This window comes from Achromobacter sp. ACM02 (genome assembly GCF_014851605.1).
Lineage (GTDB): Bacteria > Pseudomonadota > Gammaproteobacteria > Burkholderiales > Burkholderiaceae_B > Achromobacter > Achromobacter aegrifaciens.
The window spans coordinates 462,466-488,025 of sequence record NZ_JACUZY010000003.1; the positions used below are offsets into that span (position 1 = coordinate 462,466).

Sequence of the window (25,560 nt, forward strand, 5' to 3'; positions counted from 1 at the left end):
CGGTGCCCCGGCTGGCAGCGTCCGCCGGCCTCTCCAGCGTGCCTGTTCTTTTGATCGCCAGGCGCCCGCCGTGCAGGAAGTGTTCCGCGTTTCAGCGGCAGCCCTATAGGAATCATCATGTTTACTACTCGCCCGGAAATCCTTGGCACCTTCGGTGTCGTGACCTCCACCCATTGGCTGGCCAGCGCCGCCGGCATGTCGCTGCTGGAGCGCGGCGGCAACGCCTTCGACGCCTGCGTGGCCTCAGCCTTCGTGCTGCAGGTGGTCGAACCCCATCTGGTGGGCCCGGCCGGCGAAGTGCCCGCGGTGTTCTATTCCGCGCGCACCGGCCGCGTCGAGGTGCTGTGCGGCCAGGGCACCACGCCCGCTGCCGCCACGCTCGAACGCTACCGCGCCGAAGGCCTCAAGCTCATTCCCGGCAACGGCCTGCTGGCCGCCGTCATTCCGGGCGCCTTCGACGCCTGGATGCTGCTCCTGCGTGACCACGGCAGCATGCGCGTGCGCGACGTGCTGGAGCCCGCCATCTATTACGCGGAGCACGGCCACGCGCTCATGCCGCGCATCTCCAACACCATCGCCGGCCTGAAGGACTTCTTCCAGACCCATTGGCCCACGACGGCCGCGGTCTACGTACCGGGCGGCCAGGTGCCCGAGGCCCGCAAACTGTTCCGCAATCCGGCGCTGGCTCGCACCTGGACCCGCGTGCTGAAGCAGGCCGAAAGCGCCGGCGCAGACCGCGAGCGCCAGATCGAAGCGGCGCGCGACGCCTTCTACCGTGGCTTCATTGCGGAGGAAATCGACAAATTTGCGCGCAACACCGATGTCATGGACGAGAGCGGGTCCACCCACCGCGGCGTCATTACCGCCGAGGACCTGGCGGGCTGGTCGGCCAGCTACGACACGCCGGTCACCTACGACTATCACGGCTACACCGTGGCGAAAGCCGGCTCCTGGAGTCAAGGTCCGGTCTTCCTGCAGACCCTCGCGCTGCTCAAGGAGATGGATCTGGCAGGCGTGAGCCCGACCAGCGCCGAATTCGTGCACCGCGTGACCGAGGCCATGAAGCTGGCCTTCGCCGACCGCGAGGCCTATTACGGCGATCCGGCCTTCGTCGACGTGCCGCTGGACCATCTGCTGTCCGACGCCTATAACGCCGAACGCCGCGCGTTGATCGGCGAGTCGGCTTCGCAGGATCTGCTGCCCGGCCAAGTGCCGGGTTTCGAGGCGCAAGTGAAGCGCGTCATGGACACGCTGGAGCGCCTGTCCAAGGTATCCGCGCCCGGCAGCGCCACCAATGAACCCACGCTTGCCGACATGCGCGCCTCCGCCAAACGCGGCGACACGACGCACGTGGACGTCATCGACCGCTGGGGCAACATGATCTCGGCCACGCCTTCGGGCGGATGGTTCCAGTCTTCGCCGGTGATCCCGGAACTCGGCTTCGGCCTGAACACCCGCGCGCAGATGTTCTGGCTGGAAGAAGGGCTGCCTGGCACGCTGGCGCCCGGCAAGCGTCCGCGCACCACGCTGACGCCCTCGCTGGCGCTGCGCGATGGCAAGCCCTACCTGGCCTTCGGCACGCCGGGCGGCGACCAGCAGGAGCAATGGCAACTGTTGTTCTTCCTGCGTCACGTGCACCACGGCCTGAACCTGCAGGAAGCGATCGACCTGCCCATGTCCCACACCATGCATTTCCCCACGTCCTTCTATCCGCGCGACCGCAAGCCGGGGCATCTGGCGGTGGAGGCGAGCTTCGGCGCCGAGGTCATCGCGGCGCTGCGCCAGCGCGGGCACCAGATCGAGGAAGTGCCAGAGTGGTCGGTGGGCAGGTTGACCGCGGCTTCGCGCGATGCCGACGGCCTCCTGCACGCGGCAGCCACGCCGCGCCTGATGCAGGCTTACGCCATCGGCCGCTGAACGGCGGCGGCGGGCGCGCCTGGCGCGTCCGCCGCCAGCCTTGTTGCGGCGCTTTGCCGGCATGGGGTATGTTTGTCGCATGACGCCAACCCAGCATAAACCGGCAACAGCGGCCCATTCCCTGACGGGACAAGAACCCCTCTTCATCGTCCTCAATACCGGATCGGGACGCGGCGACGCGCAGATCCTCCAAGACACGATCCGTCGCATACTCGACGAGGCCGGGCGCCGTTACGAATTGATGCCCGTGCAGGATCCGTCGCGCCTGACCGCCACGGCCGAGGCCGCAGTCACGCGCGCGCAGGAACAGCAGGGCGTGGTCATCGCGGCAGGCGGCGATGGCACGCTCAATGCGGTCGCGGGTGTGGTGCTTGGCAAAGGAGTGCCGTTCGGCATCCTGCCCCAGGGCACGTTCAATTACTTCGGGCGCAGCTACGGCATCTCGCAAGATACCGAGGTGGCCTTGCGCGGCTTTCTGCAAGGCCAGCCCAGGCCGGTGCAAGTCGGCATGCTCAACGGCCGGCTGTTCCTGGTCAATGCCAGCCTGGGCCTGTATCCGCAATTGCTCGAGGACCGCGAAGCCTATAAACAGAAGTACGGCCGCAGCCGGATGGTGGCGCTGTGGTCCGGCCTGGTCACCCTGCTGCGCGCGCCGCGCCAGTTGAGCCTGCTGCTGGATCATGGCGGGCAGGCCCGCAATCTGCGCTCGCCCACCCTGGTGGTGGGCAACAACAAGCTCCAGCTGGAGCACATCGGCATCGAATCGGCGGAGCTGGATCAGAACCGCCTGATCGCCATGGCGGCGCGGCCGGTCGGCACCTTGGCGCTCTATGGCCTGCTGTTGCGCGGCTTGTTCAGCCGCCTGGGCGAAGCCGAGCATGTGGTGAGTTTCGCCTTCGACCGTCTGACGGTGGCCGTGCGCGGGCGCCGCCGCGTCAAGGTGGCGATGGACGGCGAAATCTCCTGGATGGATACGCCGCTGGAATTCAAAGTGGCCGACGAACGGCTGCCGCTGGTGGTGCCGGCGGACTCGCAATATCTGGACCGTTCATGACCCGTATCCTGCATTTTTCCGATACCCACTTCGGCACGGAACGCAAACCCGTGGTCGAAGCCGCGCTGGACCTGGCCTGCACGCTTGCGCCTGACCTGGTGGTGCTTAGCGGTGACATCACGCAACGCGCGCGGCGCGGCCAGTTCGCCGCCGCCCGCAGGTTCATCGAGCGCCTGTCGCTGCCGGTGCTGACCGTGCCGGGCAATCACGACATTCCGCTGTTCAACGTGTTTGCGCGCGCGCTCAATCCTTACGGCAACTACAAGCGGGCTTTGGGGCCAGTGCTCGAACCCGTGTTCGAGAACGCCGGCCTGCTCGCCATCGGCGTCAACACGACACGCCCGCGCCGCCGCAAGGATGGCGAGATATCCGGCGCGCAGATAGCCCGGGTCGCCGAGAGGCTGCGCCAGGCCAGGCCGGGGCAGTTGCGCGTCGTGGTGGCGCACCATCCCGTGCGCGCCAAGGTCGAGTCGGATCTGTCCAATCTGCTGAACGGGCGCGAACGGGCTCTCGAAGCCTGGACGCAGGCGGGCGTGGACCTGATTCTGGGGGGGCATATCCATCTGCCCTATGTGCTGCCCGCGAACCCGGCGGCGCCTTCCGGCGGCTGGGTCGTCCAGGCTGGAACCACCTGCTCGCGCCGCGTGCGCGGCAATGTGCCCAATTCGGTCAATGTCATCACCTGCGAGGGGGCAGGCGAGTGCCATATCGAGCGTTGGGACTACGCCGCCGGGGCGCATGCTTTTGCACCCGTAGACAGGACCTTGGTCGCGCTGTAATTGAGAAGGATCGGGAGTTTCATCGTGGCGGGCTCTTATTCATGACGGACGCGTACGCGGCATGGGCCGCGGCCCATGCCTTGCAGTTGTTCATCGCGCTGCCGTTGCTGGCCGGCGGGGTGGCGCTCGTGTTTGCGCGCTGCGGCCTGAGTCTGCGCGGCCGTCGCCGCGACGCCCTCTTCATGACGGGTACGTGCGCCGCGCTCGTACTCTTCCTGGTCCTGGCTTTCGCGATAGAAAGCGAGGGGAGGGTAGTGGCGTTCGACCGGGCCCTGGCCAATTCCCTGAGCATGTCCATGTCCACGCCGTTGCTGTGGCTGCTGTCCTGGTTCACCTACCTGGGCGACCGGAAATTCCTGACCGGGGTCAGCGTGCTGATGACGCTGTTCCTGTTGTGGCGCGGAGAATGGCGGCTGGCCCTGGTCTGCGCCGTCGCCACGGGCGTGGGCGGCGCGCTCAACTGGCTGCTCAAGCACGCCTTCGAACGGGTGCGGCCGGAGCACGATCATGGCTACGCCAGCGTGGCGGGATGGAGCTTTCCCAGCGGCCACTCCTCTGCCGCGATGGCCGTCTACGGCATGGCCTGCTATCTGTTGTGGCGTCTGGCGCCGCCTGCCTGGCGCCTGCCCGGCATTGCGCTGCTGGCGGCGCTCATCATGGCGATCGGACTCAGCCGCATCCTGCTGCAGGTCCATTTCGCCAGCGACGTGCTGGCGGGCTTCGCGGTCAGCCTGGCCTGGTTGGCGTTGTGCGTGGCGGCGGCGCAGCGCCTGCGGCCCTCATGCGCCGCGGGCCAGCGCGTTCAGTAAGCGCGTCTCGGCGAGCGGAGCGTCCACCGCCGCGGCCAGGGGCGCGCAGGTGTAGCGGCCGCCCGCCGCGAGGATGGCCTGGTCCAGGCTGCGCGCGCGTTCGGCGCAAGGCGGCTCCAGATCCACGATCAGCTTGCCTGCCACCGGCGCCGTCACGTTGCCGTCGCTGAAACGCTCCAGCGTGCGGTCGATCTCGCGTTCGCGTGGCAGGGCCAGCACGATGGTGTCGGATTCTTCCAGCGCTTCCCGCGCGGAGGTGGCCAGCGTCGCGCTGCCGCGAAAGTCTTCGCAACGCCCGGGCTCGATGTCGTAGAGGGTCAGCGCGATGTCCGGCTCGGCCGCCAGGAGGCGCTGTGCGGCCTGCGTGCCGATCCTGCCCATGCCGACGATGCTCACGCGCATGCTCATGGCTTTGGCACGGACCACGTGCTCACGATATGGGCAAGAGGTTCGTCCGAACCCTCGCCGGTCAGGATGACTTCCCCGGCGGACAGCCGGCCCACTTTCAGCAACCGGGCGTCGGCATAGATGGCGCCCGCGGGGCTCTTGCGCAGGAAATTGATCGTCAGGCTGGCAGTCACAGCGTGCGCCTGTCCGGTGGCGCCCACCACCGCCGCGTACATGGTCAGGTCGGCCAGGCCCATCAGCATGGGGCCGGCAACGATGCCGCCCAGCCGCTGGTGGGCGTCGCGCGCCGGCAGCACCGCGCGCGCCGTGCCGCGGCCGATGCGTATCACGTCTATGCCCAACAGCATGGAAAACGGATGTTGGTCGGCCAGCAATATATGGAAGTCGGCCAGGCTGATCAGCGGGGCGTCGGCCGGGGTGTCCAGGTCGGTTGCGGTCATCGTTGCTCCAGGGCGAGGCAGTAGTTGTCCAGCAGCGTTTCCGCTTGCTGGCCCAGGGATTTCAGGCGGCGGGTGTGCAGCAGCAGCAGCAACCCCATCAAATAGGTGAAGAGATTCATCTGTTCGACGGCGACGGTCGCGGCCTCCCAGGACTTGGTCCGGGCCAGCGCCACGCCCAGCAGATCTATGCACTGGCGCAGGCGGGCGTTGAGCCGTTCGTCCATTTCCCGGCCCAGGCCGCGCGGCCCCAGCCCCTGGAACAGGTACATGCCCAGCGAAAAGTCGGTCCGCCGTTCTGCGTAGTACCCGAAGAACGCATGGATCGCAGTGCGCGCCGCGGCCGGCGCCGGCCCGCTGGAGGCCGCCTCGGCCAGATGCGCATGCAGGCGTTCCAGCGATTCCTCCAGCAGTGCGCCATAAATGGTTTCCTTGCCGGCGAACCACGGATAGATGGCGCCGGTGGTGCAGCCGGCCTCCTTGGCGATCGCGCGGATCGTGGTCTTCTCCAGGCCGTCGCGCTCGAACACGCGCTGGGCGGCGTCCAGAACCAGCTGGCGGCGCAACGCATTCAGTCTTTCGGAACGGTCGGCGCGGGACGTGGGCGTAGGCATATGGCTGAATGGTGAGACGACGATTCGATCATATCGGCGATTTTTATAAATAACAACGTTATTGATAGTGGACGAGTCGGCGCATTCCTGCTGTGGGGGCCTTATGGCGAAGGTGCGATTCCGATGGCTGGTTGGAGGTCGCGGCGACGCGGAAACAGGGCTCGGAAGGGAGCTGTATTTGATGGCGGGGATGGTATCCGGAGCATCCGGATAATTAGGGGCAGGGCTGAAAGTCGCATGAATAGGTGCTTGGCCTAAAAACTAAGGGTAAGCCCTAGCGTGTCCGGCCAGGCTTCGCTGAGTTGTTGCAATATCCCAACAAGCCTGTCGTAAACCTGCACTTTTCTGGCGCCGACCATAGCCAGCCCCCCTGATTTTTGATGCAATAGCGTCAACTTCCCTTCGCGGAGTTAGGGGGGCGGCAGGCTGGTTTGCTGGATTGCTGCTCTTGTCACTCAAATCAACGGAGATTTCTTAAATGAAAAAGACTCTGCTCGCTGCCGCCCTGCTCGCCGGTTTTGCCGGTGTCGCCCAGGCAGAAACGTCTGTCACCCTGTACGGTATCATCGACACGGGTATCGGCTACAACAAGATCAGCGGTGGTCCCGATGCCATGAACGGCAGCCGTTTCGGCATGATCAACGGCGTCCAGAACGGTTCGCGCTGGGGTCTGCGTGGTTCGGAAGACCTGGGTGACGGCCTGCGCGCTGTTTTCCAACTGGAATCCGGCTTTGATTCGGGTAACGGCAAGTCGGCCCAAGGTGGCCGCCTGTTCGGTCGTCAAGCCACCATCGGTCTGGCCAGCGACAGCTGGGGTCAACTGGACTTCGGTCGTCAAACCAACATCGCGTCGAAGTACTTCGGCTCGATCGATCCGTTCGGCGCTGGCTTCGGTCAAGCCAACATCGGCGTTTCGATGAGCGCTGCCAACACGCAACGCTACGACAACATGGTCATGTATCAGACCCCGTCGTTCAGCGGCTTCCAGTTTGGCATCGGCTACTCGTTCAACGCTGACGACAACAACGCTGATCAAACCGGCTGGCGCACGGCTGACAACACCCGCGCCATCACGACCGGTCTGCGTTACGTGAACGGTCCCCTGAACGTTGCTCTGACGTACGACCAGCTGAACGCTTCGAACAAGTCGGTGTTTGCTGACCAAGACGCGACCCCGCGTATGTACGCCATCGGCGGTTCGTACGACTTCGAAGTCGTGAAGCTGGCCTTGGCCTACGCTCGCACGACCGACGGCTGGTTCGCTGGCCAAGGCGTGAACACCGGTTCGGGCTCCCTGAGCATCGGCACCAACATCTTTGCTGACGGCTTCAAGGCCAACTCGTACATGGTCGGCCTGTCCGCCCCGATCGGCGGCGCAAGCAAGCTGTTCGGTTCGTGGCAAATGGTTGACCCCAGCAACGACCGTATCAACGGTGCTGAGACGATGAACGTCTTCTCGCTGGGCTACACCTACGACCTGTCCAAGCGCACCAACCTGTACGCTTACGGTTCGTACGCCAAGAACTACGCCTTCATCGAAGACGTCAAGTCGACCGCCGTCGGCGTCGGTATCCGTCACCGCTTCTAATCCAAAGCAGGGCGCAAGTCCTGCCTGGATTTAAAGTGCACAAACGGGCTTCGGCCCGTTTGTATAAAACCACCCTCCGGGGTGGTTTTTTTCGTTTTCGCGCCTGTGTTTTTGCGTGTGTTTGTGCGTGCATCGGCAGGCTGCTGTATGCTTGCGTACCGGTGCTGAAAGCAGCCATTGTTCCATTTAAGGAATGCTGTCTTTCGCCTGCTGTTCGAGCTACAGAGTTCAGCCAGAAGTAACCGCGCGAATGCTACAATCCTAAGGTTTGCGCATTTGACGGACGCCTGAATGAACCTGCAACAGTATTTTCCCGTCCTGCTGTTTATCGTAGTGGCCACCCTTATCGGGTTCGCGCTTCTAACGGCCGGCTCCCTCCTTGGTCCGCGGCGTCCTTACGCCGAGAAGCTCTCGCCGTACGAATGCGGTTTCGAGGCCTTCGAAGACGCCCGCATGAAGTTTGACGTGCGCTACTACCTGGTGGCGATCCTGTTCATTCTTTTCGACCTGGAAATCGCCTTTCTGTTCCCGTGGGCCATCGCCCAGGGCACGGTCGGTCTCGTCGGTTTCTGGACGGTCATGGTTTTCCTGGCCGTGCTGACGGTCGGCTTCATCTACGAATGGAAAAAGGGCGCGCTGGACTGGGAATAACCCGCCGGGTTTTTTCACAGCACGCTATCAGAGACGAATATGGCTATAGACGGCATTCTCAAGCAAGGGTTCATCACAACCAGCGCCGACAAGTTCCTTAATTGGGCGAAGACCGGCTCCATGTGGCCCATGACCTTCGGTCTGGCCTGTTGCGCGGTTGAGATGATGCATGCGGGCGCGGCCCGCTACGACCTGGACCAATTCGGCATCATCTTCCGCCCCAGCCCGCGCCAGTCCGATCTGATGATCGTGGCCGGCACGCTGTGCAACAAGATGGCGCCGGCGCTGCGCAAGGTCTACGACCAGATGCCCGAGCCGCGTTGGGTGGTTTCCATGGGCTCCTGTGCCAACGGCGGCGGTTACTACCACTACTCGTATTCGGTGGTCCGTGGCTGCGATCGCATCGTACCGGTAGACGTCTACGTGCCAGGCTGCCCGCCCACGGCCGAGGCGCTGGTCTACGGCTTGCTGCAAATGCAGAACAAGATCCGTCTGACCAACACGATTGCGCGCTGAGTTCCGCCGCGCCAGGCAGCAGCCTTTGCAGCCGGCCCCGCGAAACCAGCATATCGGTTCACCTAAGCGTACAAGATGATGACCAGGCTCGAAACCCTGAAAAACAATTTGCAGACCACCCTCGGCGCGGACATCGCGCTGACCGAGGCGTTGGGCGAGCTGACGCTCGAAGTACCCGCGCAGCAGTGGTTCTCCGTCTGCAACAAGCTGCGCACCGAAGCCGGCCTGCGCTTTGAAACCTGTATCGACCTCTGCGGCGTCGACTACCTGACCTGGGGCAACGGCACGCGCCAACTGCCCGAGGAAACCAACGCCAAGATCCACCGCTCGCGTTTCGCCGTGGTTGCCCATGTGCTCTCGATCGAGAACAACTGGCGCCTGCGCGTGCGCACCTGGGCCGAGGACGACGAGTTCCCGATGGTCGCCTCGCTGATGGAATGCTGGCCGGCCGTGGGCTGGTTCGAACGCGAAGCCTTCGACCTGTACGGCATCGTCTTCGAAGGCCACCCGGACCTGCGCCGCATCCTCACCGACTATGGCTTCATCGGCCATCCCTTCCGCAAGGACTTCCCGCTGTCCGGCACCGTCGAAATGCGCTACGACCCGGAACAGCGGCGCGTCATTTACCAGCCGGTCACGATCGATCCGCGCGAGGTCACTCCGCGCGTGGTCCGCGAAGACTCTTACGGCTTGGGGCGTTAAATCATGGCAGAAATCAAGAACTACACGCTCAACTTCGGTCCCCAGCACCCGGCTGCGCACGGTGTGCTGCGCCTGGTGCTCGAGCTCGACGGCGAAGTGATCCAGCGCGCCGACCCGCACATCGGCCTGCTGCACCGCGCCACCGAAAAATTGGCCGAACACAAGACCTACATCCAGGCGCTGCCCTACATGGACCGCCTGGACTACGTGTCCATGATGTGCAACGAGCACGCCTACGTCATGGCCATCGAGAAGCTGCTGGGCGTGGAAGCGCCGCTGCGCGCGCAGTACATCCGCGTGATGTTCGACGAGATCACCCGTCTGCTGAACCACCTGATGTCGCTGGGTTCGCACGCGCTGGACGTGGGCGCCATGGCGGTGTTCCTGTACGCCTTCCGTGAACGCGAAGACCTGATGGACTGCTACGAAGCGGTTTCGGGCGCGCGCATGCACGCGGCCTACTACCGTCCGGGCGGCGTCTACCGCGACCTGCCGGACTCGATGCCGCAATACGGCGACACCAGCAAGTACCGCGGCGACAAGGAAGTGCGCGCCATGAACGACGCGCGTTCGGGTTCGCTGCTGGATTTCATCGAAGACTTCACCAACCGCTTCCCGGCTTGCGTCGACGAGTACGAAACTCTGCTGACCGACAACCGCATCTGGAAGCAGCGTCTGGTGGGCATCGGCGTGGTCGACCCCGACCGCGCCAAGGCGCTGGGTTTCACCGGCCCGATGCTGCGCGGTTCCGGCGTGGCCTGGGACCTGCGCAAGATGCAGCCCTACGAAGTCTACGACCTGCTCGATTTCGACATCCCCGTGGGTGTCAATGGCGACTGCTATGACCGCTATCTGGTCCGTATCGCCGAAATGCGTGAGAGCAACCGCATCATCCGCCAGTGCGTGGAATGGCTGCGCAACAACCCGGGCCCGGTCATGATCGAGAACCACAAGATCGCCCCGCCCAAGCGCACCGCCATGAAGACCAACATGGAAGAGCTGATCCATCACTTCAAGCTCTTCACTGAAGGTTTCCACGTGCCTCCCGGTGAAGCGTACGCCTCGGTGGAACACCCCAAGGGCGAATTCGGCATCTATATGGTGTCCGACGGCGCCAACAAGCCTTACCGCCTGAAGATTCGGGCCCCCGGCTTCGTCCACCTGCAATCGCTGGATGAAATGTCGCGCGGTCACATGATTGCCGACGCCGTCACCATCATTGGCACGCAGGACATCGTTTTCGGCGAGATCGATCGCTGATCCGCCCAGACAGTCACGAGCACGCCCGCATAACCCGGATTCAAACTATGCTGCTTTCCGAACAGGCCTACCAGAAAATCGACCGAGAACTCGCGAAGTTCCCGGGCGACCAGCGGCAGTCCGCCATCATGGCCTCGCTTGCCATCGCGCAAGAAGAGAAGGGCTGGTTGGCTACCGAAATCATTGAAGATGTGGCCAACTACATTGGCGTTCCGCCCATCGCGGTCCAGGAAGTCGCCACCTTCTACAACATGTTCGACGTCAAGCCCGTCGGCAAGAACAAGATCGCCGTCTGCACGAACCTGCCCTGTGCCTTGCGCGACGGCGAACGCGCCGGCGACTACCTCAAGCGCAAGCTGGGCGTCGATTACCGCGGCACCACTCCCGACGGCCAGTTCACGCTGGTGGAAGGCGAGTGCATGGGCGCTTGCGGTGACTCGCCCGTGCTGATCGTGAACAACAAGCATATGTGCGTGCGCATGACCGAAGAGAAGCTGGACGCGCTGGTCGCGGCCCTCAAGGTGCAAGGAGAGTCGGCATGAACGCGCCCGACCTGTACAAACAGTTCGCGCAGGGGCTGGACCCCAACCCGCTGAACGATGTTTCCAATTCGATGTGCCTGCATGGCCGGCACATCCAGCCGCAGATCCTGGCTGACGTCGACGGCGCCAACTGGCGCCTGGCCGACTACGTCAAGCGCGGCGGCTACGAAGCCCTGAAGAAGATCCTGACCACCGGCATGAAGCCGGAAGACGTGATCGCCGAGGTCAAGGCCTCCGGCCTGCGCGGCCGCGGCGGCGCGGGCTTCCCGACTGGCCTGAAGTGGAGCTTCATGCCGCGCGCCTTCCCGGGCCAGAAGTACCTGGTCTGCAACTCCGACGAAGGCGAGCCTGGCACGTTCAAGGACCGCGATATCCTGCGCTTCAATCCGCACATCGTGATTGAAGGCATGGCGATCGCGGCCTACGCCATGGGCATCAGCGTCGGCTACAACTACATCCACGGCGAAATCTTCGAAGTCTACGAGCGTTTCGAAGAAGCGCTGGAAGAGGCGCGCGCCGCCGGCTTCCTGGGCGACAAGCTGCTGGGTTCGGATTTCAGCTTCCAGCTGCACGCGTTCCATGGCTACGGCGCCTACATCTGTGGCGAAGAAACCGCGCTGCTGGAATCGCTGGAAGGCAAGAAGGGCCAGCCGCGCTTCAAGCCGCCGTTCCCGGCCAGCTTCGGCCTGTACGGCAAGCCCACCACCATCAACAACACCGAGACGTTCGCGGCGGTGCCCTGGATCATCCGCAACGGCGGCCAGGCCTACCTCGAAGTCGGCAAGCCGAACAACGGCGGCACCAAGCTGTTCTCGATCACCGGCGACGTCGAGCGTCCCGGCAACTACGAGATCCCGCTGGGCACCCCGTTCTCGAAGCTCCTGGAGCTGGCGGGCGGCATGCGCGGCGGCAAGAAGCTGAAGGCCGTGATTCCCGGCGGTTCGAGCGCGCCGGTGCTGCCGGCCGACATCATCATGGAATGCACGATGGACTATGACTCCATCGCCAAGGCCGGCTCGATGCTGGGCTCGGGCGCCGTGATCGTCATGGACGAAACGCGCTGCATGGTGAAGTCGCTCCTGCGCCTGTCGTACTTCTATTTCGAAGAAAGCTGCGGCCAGTGCACGCCGTGCCGCGAAGGCACCGGCTGGCTCTACCGCATGGTGCATCGCATCGAAAACGGTCACGGCCGTCCGGAAGATCTGGACTTGCTGGACAACGTGGCGGGCAACATCATGGGCCGCACCATCTGCGCCCTGGGTGACGCCGCCGCCATGCCCGTCCGTGGCTTTCTCAAGCATTTTCGCGACGAATTCGCGCACCACATCGAGCACAAGTCTTGTGTGGTCCCGCAATATCTGTAGGTCTCAGGAACAGCAATGGTTGAACTAACCGTCGACGGCAACAAGGTCGAAGTGCCCGAAGGCAGCATGGTCATGCATGCCGCCCAGAAAGTCGGGCTTTACGTGCCGCATTTCTGCTACCACAAGAAACTGTCCATCGCGGCCAACTGCCGCATGTGCCTGGTTGAAGTGGAAAAAGCGCCCAAGGCGCTGCCCGCCTGCGCCACGCCCGTGACCAACGGCATGGTCGTCCACACCTGCTCCGAGAAGGCTCGCGCCGCTCAGAAGTCGGTGATGGAATTCTTGCTCATCAATCACCCGCTCGACTGCCCGATCTGCGATCAGGGCGGCGAATGCCAGCTGCAGGACCTGGCCGTGGGCTACGGCGGTTCTTCCTCGCGTTACCAGGAAGAAAAGCGCGTGGTCTTCCACAAGGACCTGGGCCCGCTGGTTTCCGCCGAGGAAATGAGCCGCTGCATCCACTGCACCCGCTGTGTGCGCTTCGGCCAGGAAATCGCCGGCGTCATGGAACTGGGCATGCTGGGCCGTGGCGAACACTCCGAGATCACGACCTTCGTCGGCCGCTCGATCGAGTCCGAACTGTCGGGCAACATGATCGACATCTGTCCGGTGGGCGCGCTGACCTCCAAGCCCTTCCGCTACAGCGCGCGCACCTGGGAACTGGCTCGCCGCCGTTCGGTCAGCCCGCACGACAGCCTGGGCGCCAACCTGGTGGTCCAGGTCAAGGGCGACCGCGTCATGCGCGTGGTTCCGTTCGAAGACGAAGCCGTCAACGAGTGCTGGATCAGCGACCGCGATCGCTTCTCGTATGAAGGCCTGAACAGCGAAGACCGCCTGTCGGCCCCGATGATCAAGGGCACCGACGGCAAGTGGCAGGAAGCCTCCTGGAGCGACGCGCTTGCCGCCGTGGCCCAGGGCCTGTCCCGCGTGCGCGACAGCTTCGGCGCCGGCCAGATCGGCGCCCTGGCGTCCGAATACGCCACCACCGAGGAATACGCGCTGCTGGGCCGCCTGGTCCGCGCGCTGGGTTCCGAAAACATCGACTTCCGCCTGCGCCAGACCGATGCCGCCTTCGACGCCGCTCTGACCGGCGCGCCGTGGCTGGGCATGCCCATCGCCGAACTCGACAACCTGGATCGCGTCCTGGTGGTCGGTTCCTTCCTGCGCAAGGATCATCCGCTGATGGCGCAGCGTCTGCGCCAAGCTGCCAAGCGCGGCACGCAGATCCTGATGGTCGACAGCGCTGCCGACGATCCCCTGATGCCCGTGGCTGCCCGTATCACCGTGGCCCCGTCCGAGCTGGCGCGCGCGCTGGCCGAAGTGGCAGTCGCCTTGGCCCAGGCCAAGGAACAGGCCGTGCCGGCCGAGTTCGCCTCGGTCACGCCCGGCGAAAACGCCAAGCTCATCGCTGCCAGCCTGGCTTCCGGCGCCAACACCGCCGTGCTGATGGGCAACCTGGCAGTGGCTAGCGCCCAGGCCTCGACCCTGGCCGCCAACGGCCGCGCCGTGGCTGAGTTGGCCGGCGGCAAGTTCGGTTTCCTGACCTCCGGCGGCAACACCGTCGGCGGTTACCTGGCCGGCGCCATTCCGGGCAAGGGCGGCAAGAACGCAGCCGCCATGCTGGCCGAGCCGCTGAAGGCCTACGTGGTCCTGCACGCCGAGCCGCTGCTGGATGCCGACAACGGCCAGCAAGCCATCGCCGCGCTGCGCGGCGCGCAGTTCGCCGTGGCCCTGACGCCTTACCGTTCGGCCGCCGCCGAATGGGCCGACGTCATGCTGCCGGTGTCGCCGTTCACCGAAACCTCGGGCACCTACGTCAACGCGCAAGGCCTTGCCCAGAGCTTCAAGGGCACGGTCACGCCGTTCGGCCAGACCCGTCCGGGCTGGAAGGTCCTGCGCGTGCTGGGCAACGTCCTGCATCTGGCTGGCTTTGACGACGAGACTTCCGAGTCCGTGCGCGACGCCGTGCTGGCTGGCGGCATCGAAGGCCGCCTGTCCAACGAGATCAAGGCCCCGCTGGGCCTGGGCCAGGCCGCCAGCGGCCTGGAGCGCGTCGCCGACGTGCCGATCTACCGCACCGACGCGATGGTTCGCCGCTCGGAGCCGCTGCAAGCGGCCCCGGCCTCGAAGAAGCCGGCTGCCGCCATGAACGGCCGCACGCTCACCAGCCTGGGCCTGACGGCCGGCGTCAAGGTGCGCGTGTCGAGCGGGCAGGGCGCCGTCGAACTCGAAACCGTGCAGGACGATGCCGTGGCCGACCGCGCCGTGCGCATCTCCGCAGCCTTTGAAAACACCGCAGCCCTGGGTGGCGCATTCGGTCAAATCAGCGTGGAGCGTGCCTGATGGAATGGCTTAATGTTCTTGAGAGCCAGGGTACGGCATTGCTGGGCCCGACGGTCTGGATGGTCCTCTGGACCCTCGTCAAGATTGTGGTCATCGCCGTGCCCATCATTCTGTGCGTGGCGTACCTGACCTACTGGGAACGCAAGATGATCGGCGCCATGCACGTGCGCATGGGGCCGAACCGCGTCGGCTTCAAGGGGCTGCTGCAGCCGTTCGCCGACGTGTTCAAGCTGCTGACCAAGGAAGTGGTGGTTCCGTCGCAGGCCAACAAGGTGCTGTTCATCGTGGCCCCGGTGGTCACGCTGATGCCGGCCCTGGCGGCCTGGGCGGTGGTGCCGTTCGGTCCCGACGTGGTCCTGGCCAACGTCAACGCCGGCCTGCTGTACATCATGGCCATCACGTCCGTGGGCGTGTATGGCGTGATCGTCGCGGGTTGGGCGTCGAACTCCAAATACGCCTTCCTGGGCGCGCTGCGCGCTTCCGCGCAGATGCTGTCCTACGAACTGGCCATCGGCTTCGTGCTGGTGACGGTGCTGCTGGTGTCCGGCAGCCTGAACATGTCCGAGATCGTGCACGTGCAGAACCGCGGCTGGTTTGCCGACAAGGGCCTGACGTTCCTGTCCTGGAACTGGCTGCCGCTCTTGCCGTTGTTCGTGATCTACGTGATTTCGGCCGTGGCCGAAACCAACCGCCACCCGTTCGACGTGGTCGAAGGCGAATCGGAAATCGTGGCCGGCCACATGGTCGAATACTCGGGCATGGCGTTCGCGCTGTTCTTCCTGGGCGAATACGCCAACATGATCCTGCTGTCCTGCATGGCCTCGATCATGTTCCTGGGCGGCTGGGCTTCCCCGATCGACATCGCGCCGCTGACCTGGATTCCGGGTTGGATCTGGCTGGGTCTCAAGACGTTCGTCGTGGTCTCGTTGTTCGTGTGGTTCCGCGCGTCGTTCCCGCGTTACCGCTATGACCAGATCATGCGCTTGGGTTGGAAAATCTTCATCCCGCTGACCGGCGTTTGGCTGGTCGTGGTGGCGATCTGGATGCAGACGCCCTGGAACATTTGGCGCTAAGCCGCCAGGCAGAGGCAGGATATGGAAGCGATCAAGGATTTCTTCGGCAGTCTGATGCTGACCGAATTGCTCAAGGGCATGCGCCTGACGGGCAAGTATTTCTTCAAGCGCAAGGTCACCTTGCGCTACCCCCAGGAAAAGACGCCTGCGTCGCCGCGTTTCCGCGGCCTGCATGCGCTGCGCCGCTACCCCAACGGGGAAGAGCGCTGCATCGCGTGCAAGCTGTGCGAAGCCGTGTGCCCCGCGCTGGCGATCACCATAGAGTCGGACCAGCGCGATGACGGCACCCGCCGCACCACGCGTTACGACATCGACCTGACCAAGTGCATTTTCTGCGGCTTCTGTGAGGAAAGCTGCCCCGTGGACTCCATCGTGGAAACGCACATCCACGAATACCACGGTGAAAAGCGCGGCGACCTGTATTTCACCAAAGACATGCTGCTCGCCGTGGGCGACCGCTACGAAGCCGACATCGCCCGCCGCCGGGCCGAAGACGCTCCCTATCGTTGAAGCCCAGGACCTGATCCATGACTTTTACCACTGTCCTGTTTTACATACTGGCCGCCGTGCTGGTGATCGCGGCGTTCCGCGTGATCACCGCGCGCAGCCCGGTCACCGCCGTCCTGCACCTGATCCTGGCCTTCGTCAACGCGGCCATGCTGTGGATGCTGCTTGGCGCCGAGTTCCTGGCGCTGCTGCTGGTGCTGGTGTACGTGGGCGCCGTGATGGTGCTTTTCCTCTTCGTCGTGATGATGCTGGACATCCGCATGGATGCCCTGCGCCAGGGCATGAAGACCTACCTGCCGCTGGGCCTGGTCATCGGCCTGGTGATGGTGGTCGAAATGGCCTTCGTGCTGGGTTCGACCTGGTACGGCGCGGGCCCGCAAGCCCCGGTTGCCGGCGACTACAACAACGCCCGCGCGCTGGGCGAGGCCATGTACACCCAGTACATCTACGCCATTGAAGTGGGCGCCGCGCTGCTGCTGGTCGGCATGGTCGCCGCCATCGCGCTGACCCTGCGCCGCCGCCGCGACGTGAAGTACAACGACCCGGTGGCCGCCGTCCGCGTGCGCTCGAAGGACCGTTACCGCATGGTGAGCATGCCCGCCCAGAGCGAGCGTGCCCAGGCGCAGAACGGCACCCCGACCGCCGCCGCGCCCCAAGGAGAACAAAAATGACGCTGACGCTGGCCCACTACCTGATCCTCGGGGCGATCCTGTTCGCCATCGGGATCTTCGGCATCTTCCTGAACCGCCGCAACCTGATCATTCTCCTGATGTCCATCGAGCTCGTGCTCCTGGCCGTCAACATGAACTTCGTGGCGTTCTCCAGCTGGTTCGGCGATACCGCCGGCCAGGTGTTCGTGTTCTTCATCCTGACCGTGGCCGCCGCCGAAGCGGCGATCGGCCTGGCCATCCTGGTGCTGCTGTTCCGCAACCTGAACACGATCAACGTTGACGAACTCGATCGCCTGAAGGGCTGACGGGGTATTGGAAGAAAATGTCTAGCTCACCCAATCTCTACTTGCTCATCGCGCTGGCTCCGCTGGCCGGGGCGATTCTCGCGGGCCTCTTCGGCACCGGGTTCCTGGGCCGTCCCATCGGCCGCCGTGCTTCGCACATGATCACCATCCTGGGCGTGCTCATCTCCACCATCGGTTCGGTGGTGGTGCTGAACGACGTGCTCAACGGCCTGCGCTTCGACGGCGCGGTCTACACCTGGAGCCTGATCGGCCAGACCAAGCTGGAAATCGGCTTCCTGATCGATCCCCTGTCGGCCATGATGATGGTCGTGGTGACTTCCGTGTCGCTGATGGTGCACATCTACACCATCGGCTACATGGCGGATGATCCCGGCTACCAGCGCTTCTTCTCGTACATCTCGCTGTTCACGTTCTCCATGCTCATGCTGGTGATGTCGAACAACATGGTGCAGCTGTTCTTCGGCTGGGAAGCGGTGGGCCTGGTGTCGTACCTGCTGATCGGCTTCTGGTACACCCGTCCCACGGCGATCTTCGCCAACATGAAGGCGTTCCTGATCAACCGCGTCGGCGACTTCGGCTTCGTGCTGGGCATCGGCCTGCTGTTCGCTTACGCCGGCACCATGCATTACGGCGAAGTCTTCGCCCAGGCCGACAAGCTGGCCACGCTGACGCTGCCCGGTTCCGACTGGATGCTGCTGACGGTCGCCTGCATCTGCCTGTTCATCGGCGCCATGGGCAAATCGGCCCAGGTTCCGCTGCACGCCTGGCTGCCTGACTCGATGGAAGGCCCGACCCCGATTTCCGCGCTGATCCACGCCGCCACCATGGTGACGGCCGGCATCTTCATGGTCGCGCGTTTCTCGCCGCTGTTCGAACTGTCCGACGTGGCGCTGTCCTTCATCATCGTGATCGGCGCCATCGGCGCGCTGTTCCTGGGCATCCTGGGCATCATCCAGAACGACATCAAGCGCGTGGTCGCGTATTCCACGCTGTCGCAGCTGGGCTACATGACGGTCGCGCTGGGCGCTTCGGCCTACTCGGTCGCGATCTTCCACCTGATGACGCACGCGTTCTTCAAGGCGCTGCTGTTCCTGGGCGCGGGCTCCGTCATCATCGGCATGCACCATGACCAGGACATCCGCAACATGGGCGGCCTGCGCAAGTACATGCCCATCACCTGGATCACCTTCCTGCTGGGCACGCTGGCCCTGGTCGGCACGCCGTTCTTCTCGGGCTTCTACTCGAAGGAACACATCATCGAGGCCGCCGGCGCCGCAAACGTCTGGGGCGCGAACTTCGCGTACTACTCGACCCTGATCGGCGTGTTCGTGACCTCGTTGTACTCGTTCCGCGTGTACTTCCTGGTCTTCCACGGCAAGGAACGTTTCGACACCAGCGACCACGGCCATGGTCATGGCCACGACGATCACGGCCACGACGACCACGGCCATCATGGCGGCAAGCCGCATGAGTCGCCCTGGGTGGTCACGCTGCCGCTGGTGCTGCTGGCGATCCCGTCGGTCATCATCGGCGCCCTGGTGGTCGATCCGATGCTGTTCGGCAAGTTCTTCGACGGCGTCATCAAGGTCCTGCCGCAGCATCCCGCCATGCACGAGCTGCATGAAGAGTGGCACGGCTGGGTGGCCTTCGGCCTGCACGCCTTCCAGACGGTTCCGTTCTGGCTGGTCGTGGCTGGCGCGGTCATCGCCTGGTACTGCTACCTGATCAATCCCAAGGTTCCGGCCAAGATCCAGTCCAGCCTGTCCGGCATCAACAAGGTGCTCGAGAACAAGTACTACGTGGATTGGGTCAACGAGCAGATCATCGCCCGTGGCTTGCGCTGCCTGGGCCGTGGCCTGTGGCAGACCGGTGACCGCGGCATCATCGACGGCCTGCTGATCAACGGTAGCGCCCGTGTGGTGGGCTGGGTGGCAGCGGTCAGCCGTCACCTGCAGTCCGGCTTCATCTATCACTACGCGTTCGCGATGATCATCGGCATCATGGCGCTGGTGACTTTCTTTGTGCTGATTCCCCAATGATGGCAAGCGAGATGGCATCCAACACTTTCCCCTGGCTCACGCTTGCGATCTTTGTCCCGATCGTATTCGGCCTGCTGGTGCTGGCGGTGGGCCGTGACGACCGTCCCGGCCTGACGCGCGGCTTGTCGCTCGTCGGCTCAATCGCCGGTTTCCTCGTCACGATCCCGCTGTACACCGGTTTCGACTCCACCACGGCCAAGATGCAGTTCGTGGAGAAGACCTCCTGGATCGAGGCCTTCAACGTCAATTACCACCTGGGCATCGACGGCATCTCGATGTGGTTCGTGCTCCTGACCGCCTTCATCACCATCATCGTGGTGCTGGCCGGCTGGGAAGTCATCACCAGCCGCGTGTCCCAGTACATGGCCGCCTTCCTGATCCTGTCGGGTCTGATGGTGGGCGTGTTCTGCGCGCTGGACGGCATGCTGTTCTACGTGTTCTTCGAAGCCACGCTGATCCCGATGTACATCATCATCGGCGTCTGGGGCGGCCCGAACCGCGTGTACGCGGCGTTCAAGTTCTTCCTGTACACGCTGATGGGCTCGCTGCTGACGCTGGTCGCCTTCGTGTACCTGTGGAACGTGTCGGGCGGCTCGTTCGACATCCTGACCTGGCAGCAGACCAAGCTGGGCTACACCCCGCAGATCCTGATCTTCGTGGCCCTGTTGGCGGCCTTTGCCGTCAAGGTGCCGATGTGGCCGGTCCACACGTGGTTGCCCGACGCTCACGTCGAAGCTCCCACCGGCGGCTCCATCGTGCTGGCCGCGATCATGCTGAAGTTGGGCGCCTACGGTTTCCTGCGCTTCTCGCTGCCGATCGCTCCCGACGCCTCGCACAGCCTGGCCGGCCTGATGATCACGCTGTCGCTGGTCGCCGTGATCTACATCGGCCTGGTCGCGATCGTCCAGGACGACATGAAGAAGCTGGTGGCCTATTCGTCCGTCGCCCACATGGGTTTCGTGACGCTGGGTTTCTTCATCTTCAACACGGCCGGCGTCGAAGGCGCCATCGTGCAGATGATCTCGCACGGCTTCGTGTCGGGCGCCATGTTCATGTGTATCGGCGTGCTCTATGACCGCATGCACTCGCGCCGCATCGCCGACTACGGCGGCGTGGTCAACGTCATGCCGCGTTTCGCCACCTTCTTCATCCTGTTCTCGATGGCCAACAGCGGCCTGCCGGCCACCAGCGGTTTCGTCGGCGAGTTCATGGTGATCATGGGCGCGGTCGAGCACAACTTCTGGATCGGCCTGCTGGCGGCGACCGCCCTGATTCTGGGCGCTTCGTATTCGCTGTGGATGGTCAAGCGTGTGGTCCTGGGCGACGTCGCCAACGACCACGTGCGCGAGCTGACCGATATCAACCGCCGCGAGTTTGTGATTCTTGGCGTGATGGCGATCGCCGTGTTGTACATGGGGATCTATCCCAAGCCCTTTACCGACGTGATGCACGTTTCGGTGGAGGCCCTGCTGCAACACGTTGCCGTCTCGAAACTGTAAGACAAGACAATGATGCAATCCCAAATCGATTTCGCCCTGGCGACACCGGAAATCCTCCTGCTGGTTTTCGGCCTGGCTATCCTGCTCGTCGACGCGGTCAGCAATCACCCCGAGCGCAAGCCGACGTTTCTGCTGACCATGCTTGCATTGGGCGTGCTGACCGTCGTGTCGGCCCTGCAATGGAAGAACGGCGTTGTTGGTTCGACCTTCAACGGCCTGTACGTTACCGACGAACTGTCGCATCTGCTCAAGATCGCGTCCTACATCGCCGTGGCCGCGACCCTGGTCTATGGCCGCGTCTACGCGCAATTGCGCGACATGATGCGCGGCGGCGAACTCTACGTCCTGACGCTGTTCGCCCTGCTGGGCCAGATGGTCATGATCTCCTCCGGGAACCTGATCTCCATCTACCTGGGCCTGGAGCTGATGTCGCTGGCGCTGTACGCGCTGATCGCGCTGCGCCGCGACAACGTCGTCGCCACCGAAGCCGCCATGAAGTACTTCGTGCTGGGCGCGCTGGCCTCGGGCTTCCTGCTGTACGGCATGTCCATGATCTACGGCGCCACCGGCCACCTGGATCTGGCCGAAGTGTCCAAGGTCATCGCCGCGGGCAAGGCCGAGAAGCTGGCCCTGGTGTTCGGCATCGTGTTCCTGGTGTCGGGCCTGGCGTTCAAGCTCGGCGCCGTGCCGTTCCACATGTGGGTTCCGGACGTCTACCAAGGTTCGCCCACCGCCGTCACCCTGATCCTGGGCGGCGCGCCCAAGCTGGCCGCATTCGCCATCACGCTGCGCCTGCTGGTCGATGGCCTGCACGGCCTGGCCGCCGACTGGCAGCCGATGCTGATGATCCTGGCGGTGCTGTCGCTGGCCATCGGTAACGTGACGGCCATCGCGCAGACCAACTTCAAGCGCATGCTGGCCTACTCGACCATCTCGCACATGGGCTTCGTGCTGCTGGGCCTGATGTCCGGTTCGGTCGCGGGCAAGCCGGAACTGTCGTCGGCCGCCTACGGCGCCTCGCTGTTCTACATGCTGACCTACGTGCTGACCACGCTGGCGAGCTTCGGCATCGTGCTGCTGCTGTCGCGCCAAGGTTTCGAGTGCGAACACATCGACGACCTGAAGGGCCTGAACCGCCGCAGCCCCTGGCATGCCGCCATCGTGCTGCTGCTGATGTTCTCGCTGGCCGGCATTCCGCCGCTGGTGGGCTTCTACGCCAAGCTGGCAGTGCTGCAGGCGCTGGTCAGCGCCGGCCACGTGACGCTGGCCGTGATCGCGGTGCTGTTCTCGCTGATCGGCGCGTTCTACTACCTGCGTGTGGTCAAGGTCGTTTACTTCGACGAGCCGGCCGCCGATGCCGCGCCGATGGTCGCCACCTGCGGCCAGCGCGGCGTGCTGTCGGTCAACGGCGCACTGATCCTGATCCTGGGCATCCTGCCGGGCGGCCTGATGGCCCTGTGCGTGCAGGCCATCCGCAGCTCGCTCAGCCTGTAAGCGGAAAACGGGGCCATGAACCAGACTCTGGCGGTATGGCTGCTGATCGCGCTGGCCCTGGTCAGCGCGAATCTCCCGTTCCTGACGGAGCGGGTTTTCGCCGTCATGCCCTGGAAGCAGGGCGGAGTGGCGGCAGTCAAGCCGTTCTGGATGCGCCTGATCGAAGTGTTGGTGTTCTACGCCATCGTCGGCGCGCTCGGTTTCGCGTTCGAATCCACGCTGGGCAACCGGTTTTCCCAGACCTGGGAGTTCTACGCGATCACCCTGAGCCTGTATCTGGTGCTGGCTTATCCGGGGTTCGTGTACCGTTATCTGTTCAAACGGCACCCGCGCCTGCGCACCTGAAGGCAGGCATGGTTCATGCAAGAAAAACGCCCTGTGGGGCGTTTTTTTTCGCAGGTGCATGAAGGACCTTAGCCTGTGTCGTCTGAGCTTACTGATACCTTTCCTTGCCCGTTCGCGGGTATTCGGGAGGGTGGGGCTGCCCGGCATCTTGCTCTAGCGGATACCCGTCGGGATTCCTGCGAAGACCTGTGGGGGATAACCCGCTTATGGTGTTGTTTTTTCATCTTTTGGATGGGTTTGGGTCTTTCATTCAGGTTTCATTCAGCCGCTGAGTTCAGAATCGCAAACGTTAAAAAAACAAGAATCGTTGCTATTCACATTCGGAGAAGCTGGTTTGAAGCCCCAAGATACGTATTCGCTGAATACGCTCACTACCTCCCTGGCCGCCGCGATCGCGGCCCCCGCGTTGTTCATCAGCCCGTACGCCGCCGCCCAATCCGCGGATTCGGGCGTGACGCAACTTGCGCCCGTGCGCGTGGAGGGTGAGGGGTCGTCGTACCAGACCTCCACGGCGCAGTCGCCGAAGTTCACGGCGCCTCTGCTGGACACCCCGCGCACGGTGCAGGTCGTGCCGAAGCAGGTGATCCAGGACCAGGCCGCGTCCACGCTGCAGGACGTCCTGCGCAACTCCCCCGGCATCACGTTTGGCGCAGGCGAAGGCGGCCGCCCGGGCGGCGACCTGCCCATCATCCGTGGCCAGAACTCCGCCGGCAGCATCTTCCTGGACGGCATCCGCGATTCCAGCACGCAGGTGCGCGACACCTTCAACCTGGAACAGGTCGAAGTCATCAAGGGGCCGGACTCGGTCTACTCCGGCCGCGGCGGCGCGGGCGGCAGCATCAACATGGTCAGCAAGACGCCCAAGGCCACCGACTTCACGGAAGCCACGGCGCAGATCGGCACGGACAACAACTACCGCGCGACGATCGACAGCAACTGGCGCCTGGCCGACAAGGCCGCGTTCCGCTTGAACGTCATGGGCAACAAGGGCGATGCGCCGGGCCGCGACGACGCGGTGGACTTCGAGCGCTGGGGCGTGGCGCCCTCGCTGACCTTGGGCGTGGGCACGCCGACCCGCATCACGCTGAGCTACTACCACTACCAAGACGACAGCATGCCGGATTACTCCATCCCGTATGACCCGAAAACGGGTCAGCCGGTGACGGAGACCATGGGCGTGAGCCGCAAGAGCTTCTATGGCCTGAAGGGCCGCGATTTCATGAAGACCCGCGACGACGTTGCGACGGTGGACTTCCAGCACGACTTCTCCGACAAGCTGCAGCTGCGCAACGTGACGCGCTACGGCCGCGGCACGACCGACTTTGCTGCGACCAACCCCGACGACAGCAAGGGCAACATTCCGAATGGCCTGGTGTACCGGGCGCTCAAGTCGGGCTATTACGTCACCAAGAGCTTCGCCAACCAGACCAACCTGACGGGCGAGTTCGATACCGGCAGCCTGAAGCACTCGTTCGACCTGGGCTTCGAGTACAGCAATATCAAGCAAGACAAGGACGGCTATACCGAGTCGGGCGTTCCCGCCGGCACCAGCGGCTGCGTGACCGGCACCGACGCGAAGACCAAGCTGCCGATTTACGCCAATCCTGCCTTGTGCGCTTCCCTGTGGGATCCGGACCCGGGTACCAACTATCCTGGCCATCTGCAGCGCAACAACAATCCCGCGCGCTACAACACGGATACGGTCGCGCTCTACGGCTTCGACACGATCAAGTTCAACGAACAATGGCAGGCCAGCCTGGGCTTGCGCTGGGACAACTACCGCACCAGCGGCAGCAACATCGCCAAGGGCCGGAACGACCCGGCAAGCACCCCGGCGTTCTACAGCACCAGCCGCGAGGACAATCTCTTCAACTACCAGATTGGCTTGGCCTACAAGCCGGCGCCCAACGGCACCATCTACGCGACGTATGGCACTTCGTCCACGCCGTCGGCCATCGCCTCCAGCGCGATCAGCGACGCCGTGTCCGTCTCGAACCAGTCGCTCGAGCCTGAGAAGAGCCGTACGGTGGAACTGGGCACGAAGTGGCAGGTGTTCGATGACCGCCTGACGCTGTCGGCGGCGGCCTTCCAGGACATCCGCAAGAACACCAGCGTGGCCGTTTCGGCCACCGAGACCGCACAGGTCGGCGAAGCCAAGGTGCGCGGCATCGAACTGGGCTTCTCGGGCAGCATCACGCCCAAGTGGAACGTGTTCGGCGGCTACACCTTCATGGACAGCGAAATGACCAAGGGCGCCTACAACAGCGGCGCCGTGGGCCAGGACCTGCCCAATACCCCGCGCAATGCCTTCAGCCTGTGGACCACCTACAAGGTGTTGCCCAAGCTGACGGTCGGCGGCGGCGCCTACTACGTGGACAAGGTGTACGGCAATTCGGACGCGACCAAGAACGCCGACGGCTCGCCCAAGGCGCGCTGGGTGCCTTCCTACTGGCGCTTCGACGCCATGGCCGCGTATGAATTCAACGACCACATGTCGGCGCAGTTGAACGTGCTGAACATTTTCGACGAAACGTACTACACCAAGGCCTATGCGGCGCACTATGCGGCGCTGGGTACTGGCCGGGCTGCGCTGCTTTCGCTGCGCGTGCGGTACTGATACGCCGCTGCAATGAAAAAGCCACC

At 64.0% G+C, this 25,560-nt stretch carries 24 protein-coding genes; 21 read left to right on the forward strand and 3 right to left on the reverse strand.

What is annotated here, in order from left to right; all coding sequences use genetic code 11:
• The first annotated feature begins 117 nt into the window (after nt 1–117).
• From IB258_RS11020 to IB258_RS11035, 4 genes are all read left to right on the forward strand, one after another.
• Nucleotides 118–1,917, forward strand: coding sequence for a gamma-glutamyltransferase family protein (locus tag IB258_RS11020; RefSeq protein ID WP_054450467.1), 1,800 nt, complete (start codon nt 118–120; stop codon nt 1,915–1,917).
• A gap of 79 nt (nt 1,918–1,996) precedes the next feature.
• Nucleotides 1,997–2,971, forward strand: a complete 975-nt coding sequence (locus IB258_RS11025; RefSeq protein WP_054450469.1) for a diacylglycerol kinase family protein — start codon at nt 1,997–1,999, stop codon at nt 2,969–2,971.
• On the forward strand, nt 2,968–3,750 hold the full coding sequence (locus tag IB258_RS11030; protein WP_054450471.1) for a metallophosphoesterase: 783 nt from the start codon (nt 2,968–2,970) through the stop codon (nt 3,748–3,750). The genes IB258_RS11025 and IB258_RS11030 overlap by 4 nt, the downstream gene beginning before the upstream one ends.
• Nucleotides 3,751–3,791: 41 nt before the next feature.
• Nucleotides 3,792–4,559, forward strand: a complete 768-nt coding sequence (locus IB258_RS11035; RefSeq protein WP_054450473.1) for a phosphatase PAP2 family protein — start codon at nt 3,792–3,794, stop codon at nt 4,557–4,559.
• On the opposite strand, the gene IB258_RS11040 is transcribed toward IB258_RS11035, so the two are convergent.
• Genes IB258_RS11040 through IB258_RS11050 form a run of 3 tightly spaced genes read right to left on the reverse strand, consistent with a single transcriptional unit; the run spans nt 4,530 to nt 6,018 of the window.
• Nucleotides 4,530–4,967: an NAD(P)-binding domain-containing protein gene (locus tag IB258_RS11040; protein ID WP_192352585.1), complete on the reverse strand. Its 438-nt coding sequence runs from the start codon at nt 4,965–4,967 to the stop codon at nt 4,530–4,532. The two genes, IB258_RS11035 and IB258_RS11040, sit on opposite strands and share 30 nt — an antisense overlap.
• The gene (locus tag IB258_RS11045; protein WP_054450477.1) at nt 4,964–5,407 is read right to left on the reverse strand and encodes a PaaI family thioesterase; all 444 of its coding nucleotides are present in this window, start codon (nt 5,405–5,407) and stop codon (nt 4,964–4,966) included. Before IB258_RS11045 ends, IB258_RS11040 begins: the two co-directional genes overlap by 4 nt.
• Complete coding sequence (locus IB258_RS11050) at nt 5,404–6,018, reverse strand: TetR/AcrR family transcriptional regulator (protein ID WP_054450479.1); 615 nt, start codon at nt 6,016–6,018, stop codon at nt 5,404–5,406. Before IB258_RS11050 ends, IB258_RS11045 begins: the two co-directional genes overlap by 4 nt.
• A gap of 478 nt (nt 6,019–6,496) precedes the next feature.
• Between IB258_RS11050 and IB258_RS11055 the strand changes: the two genes are divergently transcribed.
• The 17 genes from IB258_RS11055 (at nt 6,497) to IB258_RS11135 (ending at nt 25,534) form a co-directional block, all read left to right on the forward strand.
• Complete coding sequence (locus tag IB258_RS11055) at nt 6,497–7,606, forward strand: porin (RefSeq protein WP_088138979.1); 1,110 nt, start codon at nt 6,497–6,499, stop codon at nt 7,604–7,606.
• A 291-nt stretch (nt 7,607–7,897) separates the two neighbouring features.
• The gene (locus IB258_RS11060) at nt 7,898–8,257 is read left to right on the forward strand and encodes an NADH-quinone oxidoreductase subunit A (protein ID WP_006217959.1); all 360 of its coding nucleotides are present in this window, start codon (nt 7,898–7,900) and stop codon (nt 8,255–8,257) included.
• 39 nt (nt 8,258–8,296) lie between these two features.
• Nucleotides 8,297–8,773: an NADH-quinone oxidoreductase subunit B family protein gene (locus IB258_RS11065; protein ID WP_006217960.1), complete on the forward strand. Its 477-nt coding sequence runs from the start codon at nt 8,297–8,299 to the stop codon at nt 8,771–8,773.
• 75 nt (nt 8,774–8,848) lie between these two features.
• On the forward strand, nt 8,849–9,475 hold the full coding sequence (locus tag IB258_RS11070) for an NADH-quinone oxidoreductase subunit C (protein WP_054450481.1): 627 nt from the start codon (nt 8,849–8,851) through the stop codon (nt 9,473–9,475).
• 3 nt (nt 9,476–9,478) lie between these two features.
• Entirely contained in the window at nt 9,479–10,735 is a 1,257-nt protein-coding gene (locus IB258_RS11075; RefSeq protein ID WP_054450482.1) for an NADH-quinone oxidoreductase subunit D, read from the forward strand.
• Nucleotides 10,736–10,782: 47 nt separating this feature from the next.
• A complete protein-coding gene (gene nuoE / locus IB258_RS11080) occupies nt 10,783–11,277 on the forward strand; it encodes an NADH-quinone oxidoreductase subunit NuoE (RefSeq protein ID WP_054450483.1) in 495 nt (164 codons plus the stop codon).
• Nucleotides 11,274–12,641 (forward strand): NADH-quinone oxidoreductase subunit NuoF, encoded by a 1,368-nt coding sequence (gene nuoF, locus IB258_RS11085; RefSeq protein ID WP_054450485.1) that lies wholly within the window; start codon nt 11,274–11,276, stop codon nt 12,639–12,641. The genes nuoE and nuoF overlap by 4 nt, the downstream gene beginning before the upstream one ends.
• A 15-nt stretch (nt 12,642–12,656) precedes the next feature.
• Entirely contained in the window at nt 12,657–14,984 is a 2,328-nt protein-coding gene (gene nuoG, locus IB258_RS11090; RefSeq protein WP_054450489.1) for an NADH-quinone oxidoreductase subunit NuoG, read from the forward strand.
• Nucleotides 14,984–16,057, forward strand: a complete 1,074-nt coding sequence (gene nuoH, locus IB258_RS11095; RefSeq protein WP_054450490.1) for an NADH-quinone oxidoreductase subunit NuoH — start codon at nt 14,984–14,986, stop codon at nt 16,055–16,057. Before nuoG ends, nuoH begins: the two co-directional genes overlap by 1 nt.
• Nucleotides 16,058–16,078: 21 nt before the next feature.
• Nucleotides 16,079–16,567, forward strand: a complete 489-nt coding sequence (nuoI, locus tag IB258_RS11100) for an NADH-quinone oxidoreductase subunit NuoI (protein WP_008161196.1) — start codon at nt 16,079–16,081, stop codon at nt 16,565–16,567.
• A gap of 17 nt (nt 16,568–16,584) precedes the next feature.
• Entirely contained in the window at nt 16,585–17,235 is a 651-nt protein-coding gene (locus IB258_RS11105) for an NADH-quinone oxidoreductase subunit J (RefSeq protein WP_054450491.1), read from the forward strand.
• Nucleotides 17,232–17,540: an NADH-quinone oxidoreductase subunit NuoK gene (gene nuoK, locus IB258_RS11110; RefSeq protein WP_006217969.1), complete on the forward strand. Its 309-nt coding sequence runs from the start codon at nt 17,232–17,234 to the stop codon at nt 17,538–17,540. The genes IB258_RS11105 and nuoK overlap by 4 nt, the downstream gene beginning before the upstream one ends.
• A gap of 17 nt (nt 17,541–17,557) precedes the next feature.
• Nucleotides 17,558–19,579 carry an NADH-quinone oxidoreductase subunit L gene (nuoL, locus tag IB258_RS11115; RefSeq protein WP_054450492.1) on the forward strand — a complete coding sequence of 674 codons (2,022 nt, stop codon included), beginning with the start codon at nt 17,558–17,560 and terminating at the stop codon, nt 19,577–19,579.
• A complete protein-coding gene (locus IB258_RS11120; protein WP_054450494.1) occupies nt 19,576–21,078 on the forward strand; it encodes an NADH-quinone oxidoreductase subunit M in 1,503 nt (500 codons plus the stop codon). The genes nuoL and IB258_RS11120 overlap by 4 nt, the downstream gene beginning before the upstream one ends.
• Nucleotides 21,079–21,087: 9 nt before the next feature.
• On the forward strand, nt 21,088–22,572 hold the full coding sequence (nuoN, locus tag IB258_RS11125) for an NADH-quinone oxidoreductase subunit NuoN (RefSeq protein ID WP_192352586.1): 1,485 nt from the start codon (nt 21,088–21,090) through the stop codon (nt 22,570–22,572).
• A gap of 15 nt (nt 22,573–22,587) precedes the next feature.
• Complete coding sequence (locus tag IB258_RS11130) at nt 22,588–22,917, forward strand: DUF2818 family protein (RefSeq protein ID WP_054450498.1); 330 nt, start codon at nt 22,588–22,590, stop codon at nt 22,915–22,917.
• A 334-nt stretch (nt 22,918–23,251) separates the two neighbouring features.
• Nucleotides 23,252–25,534: a TonB-dependent siderophore receptor gene (locus IB258_RS11135; RefSeq protein WP_192352587.1), complete on the forward strand. Its 2,283-nt coding sequence runs from the start codon at nt 23,252–23,254 to the stop codon at nt 25,532–25,534.
• Nucleotides 25,535–25,560 lie beyond the last annotated feature (26 nt).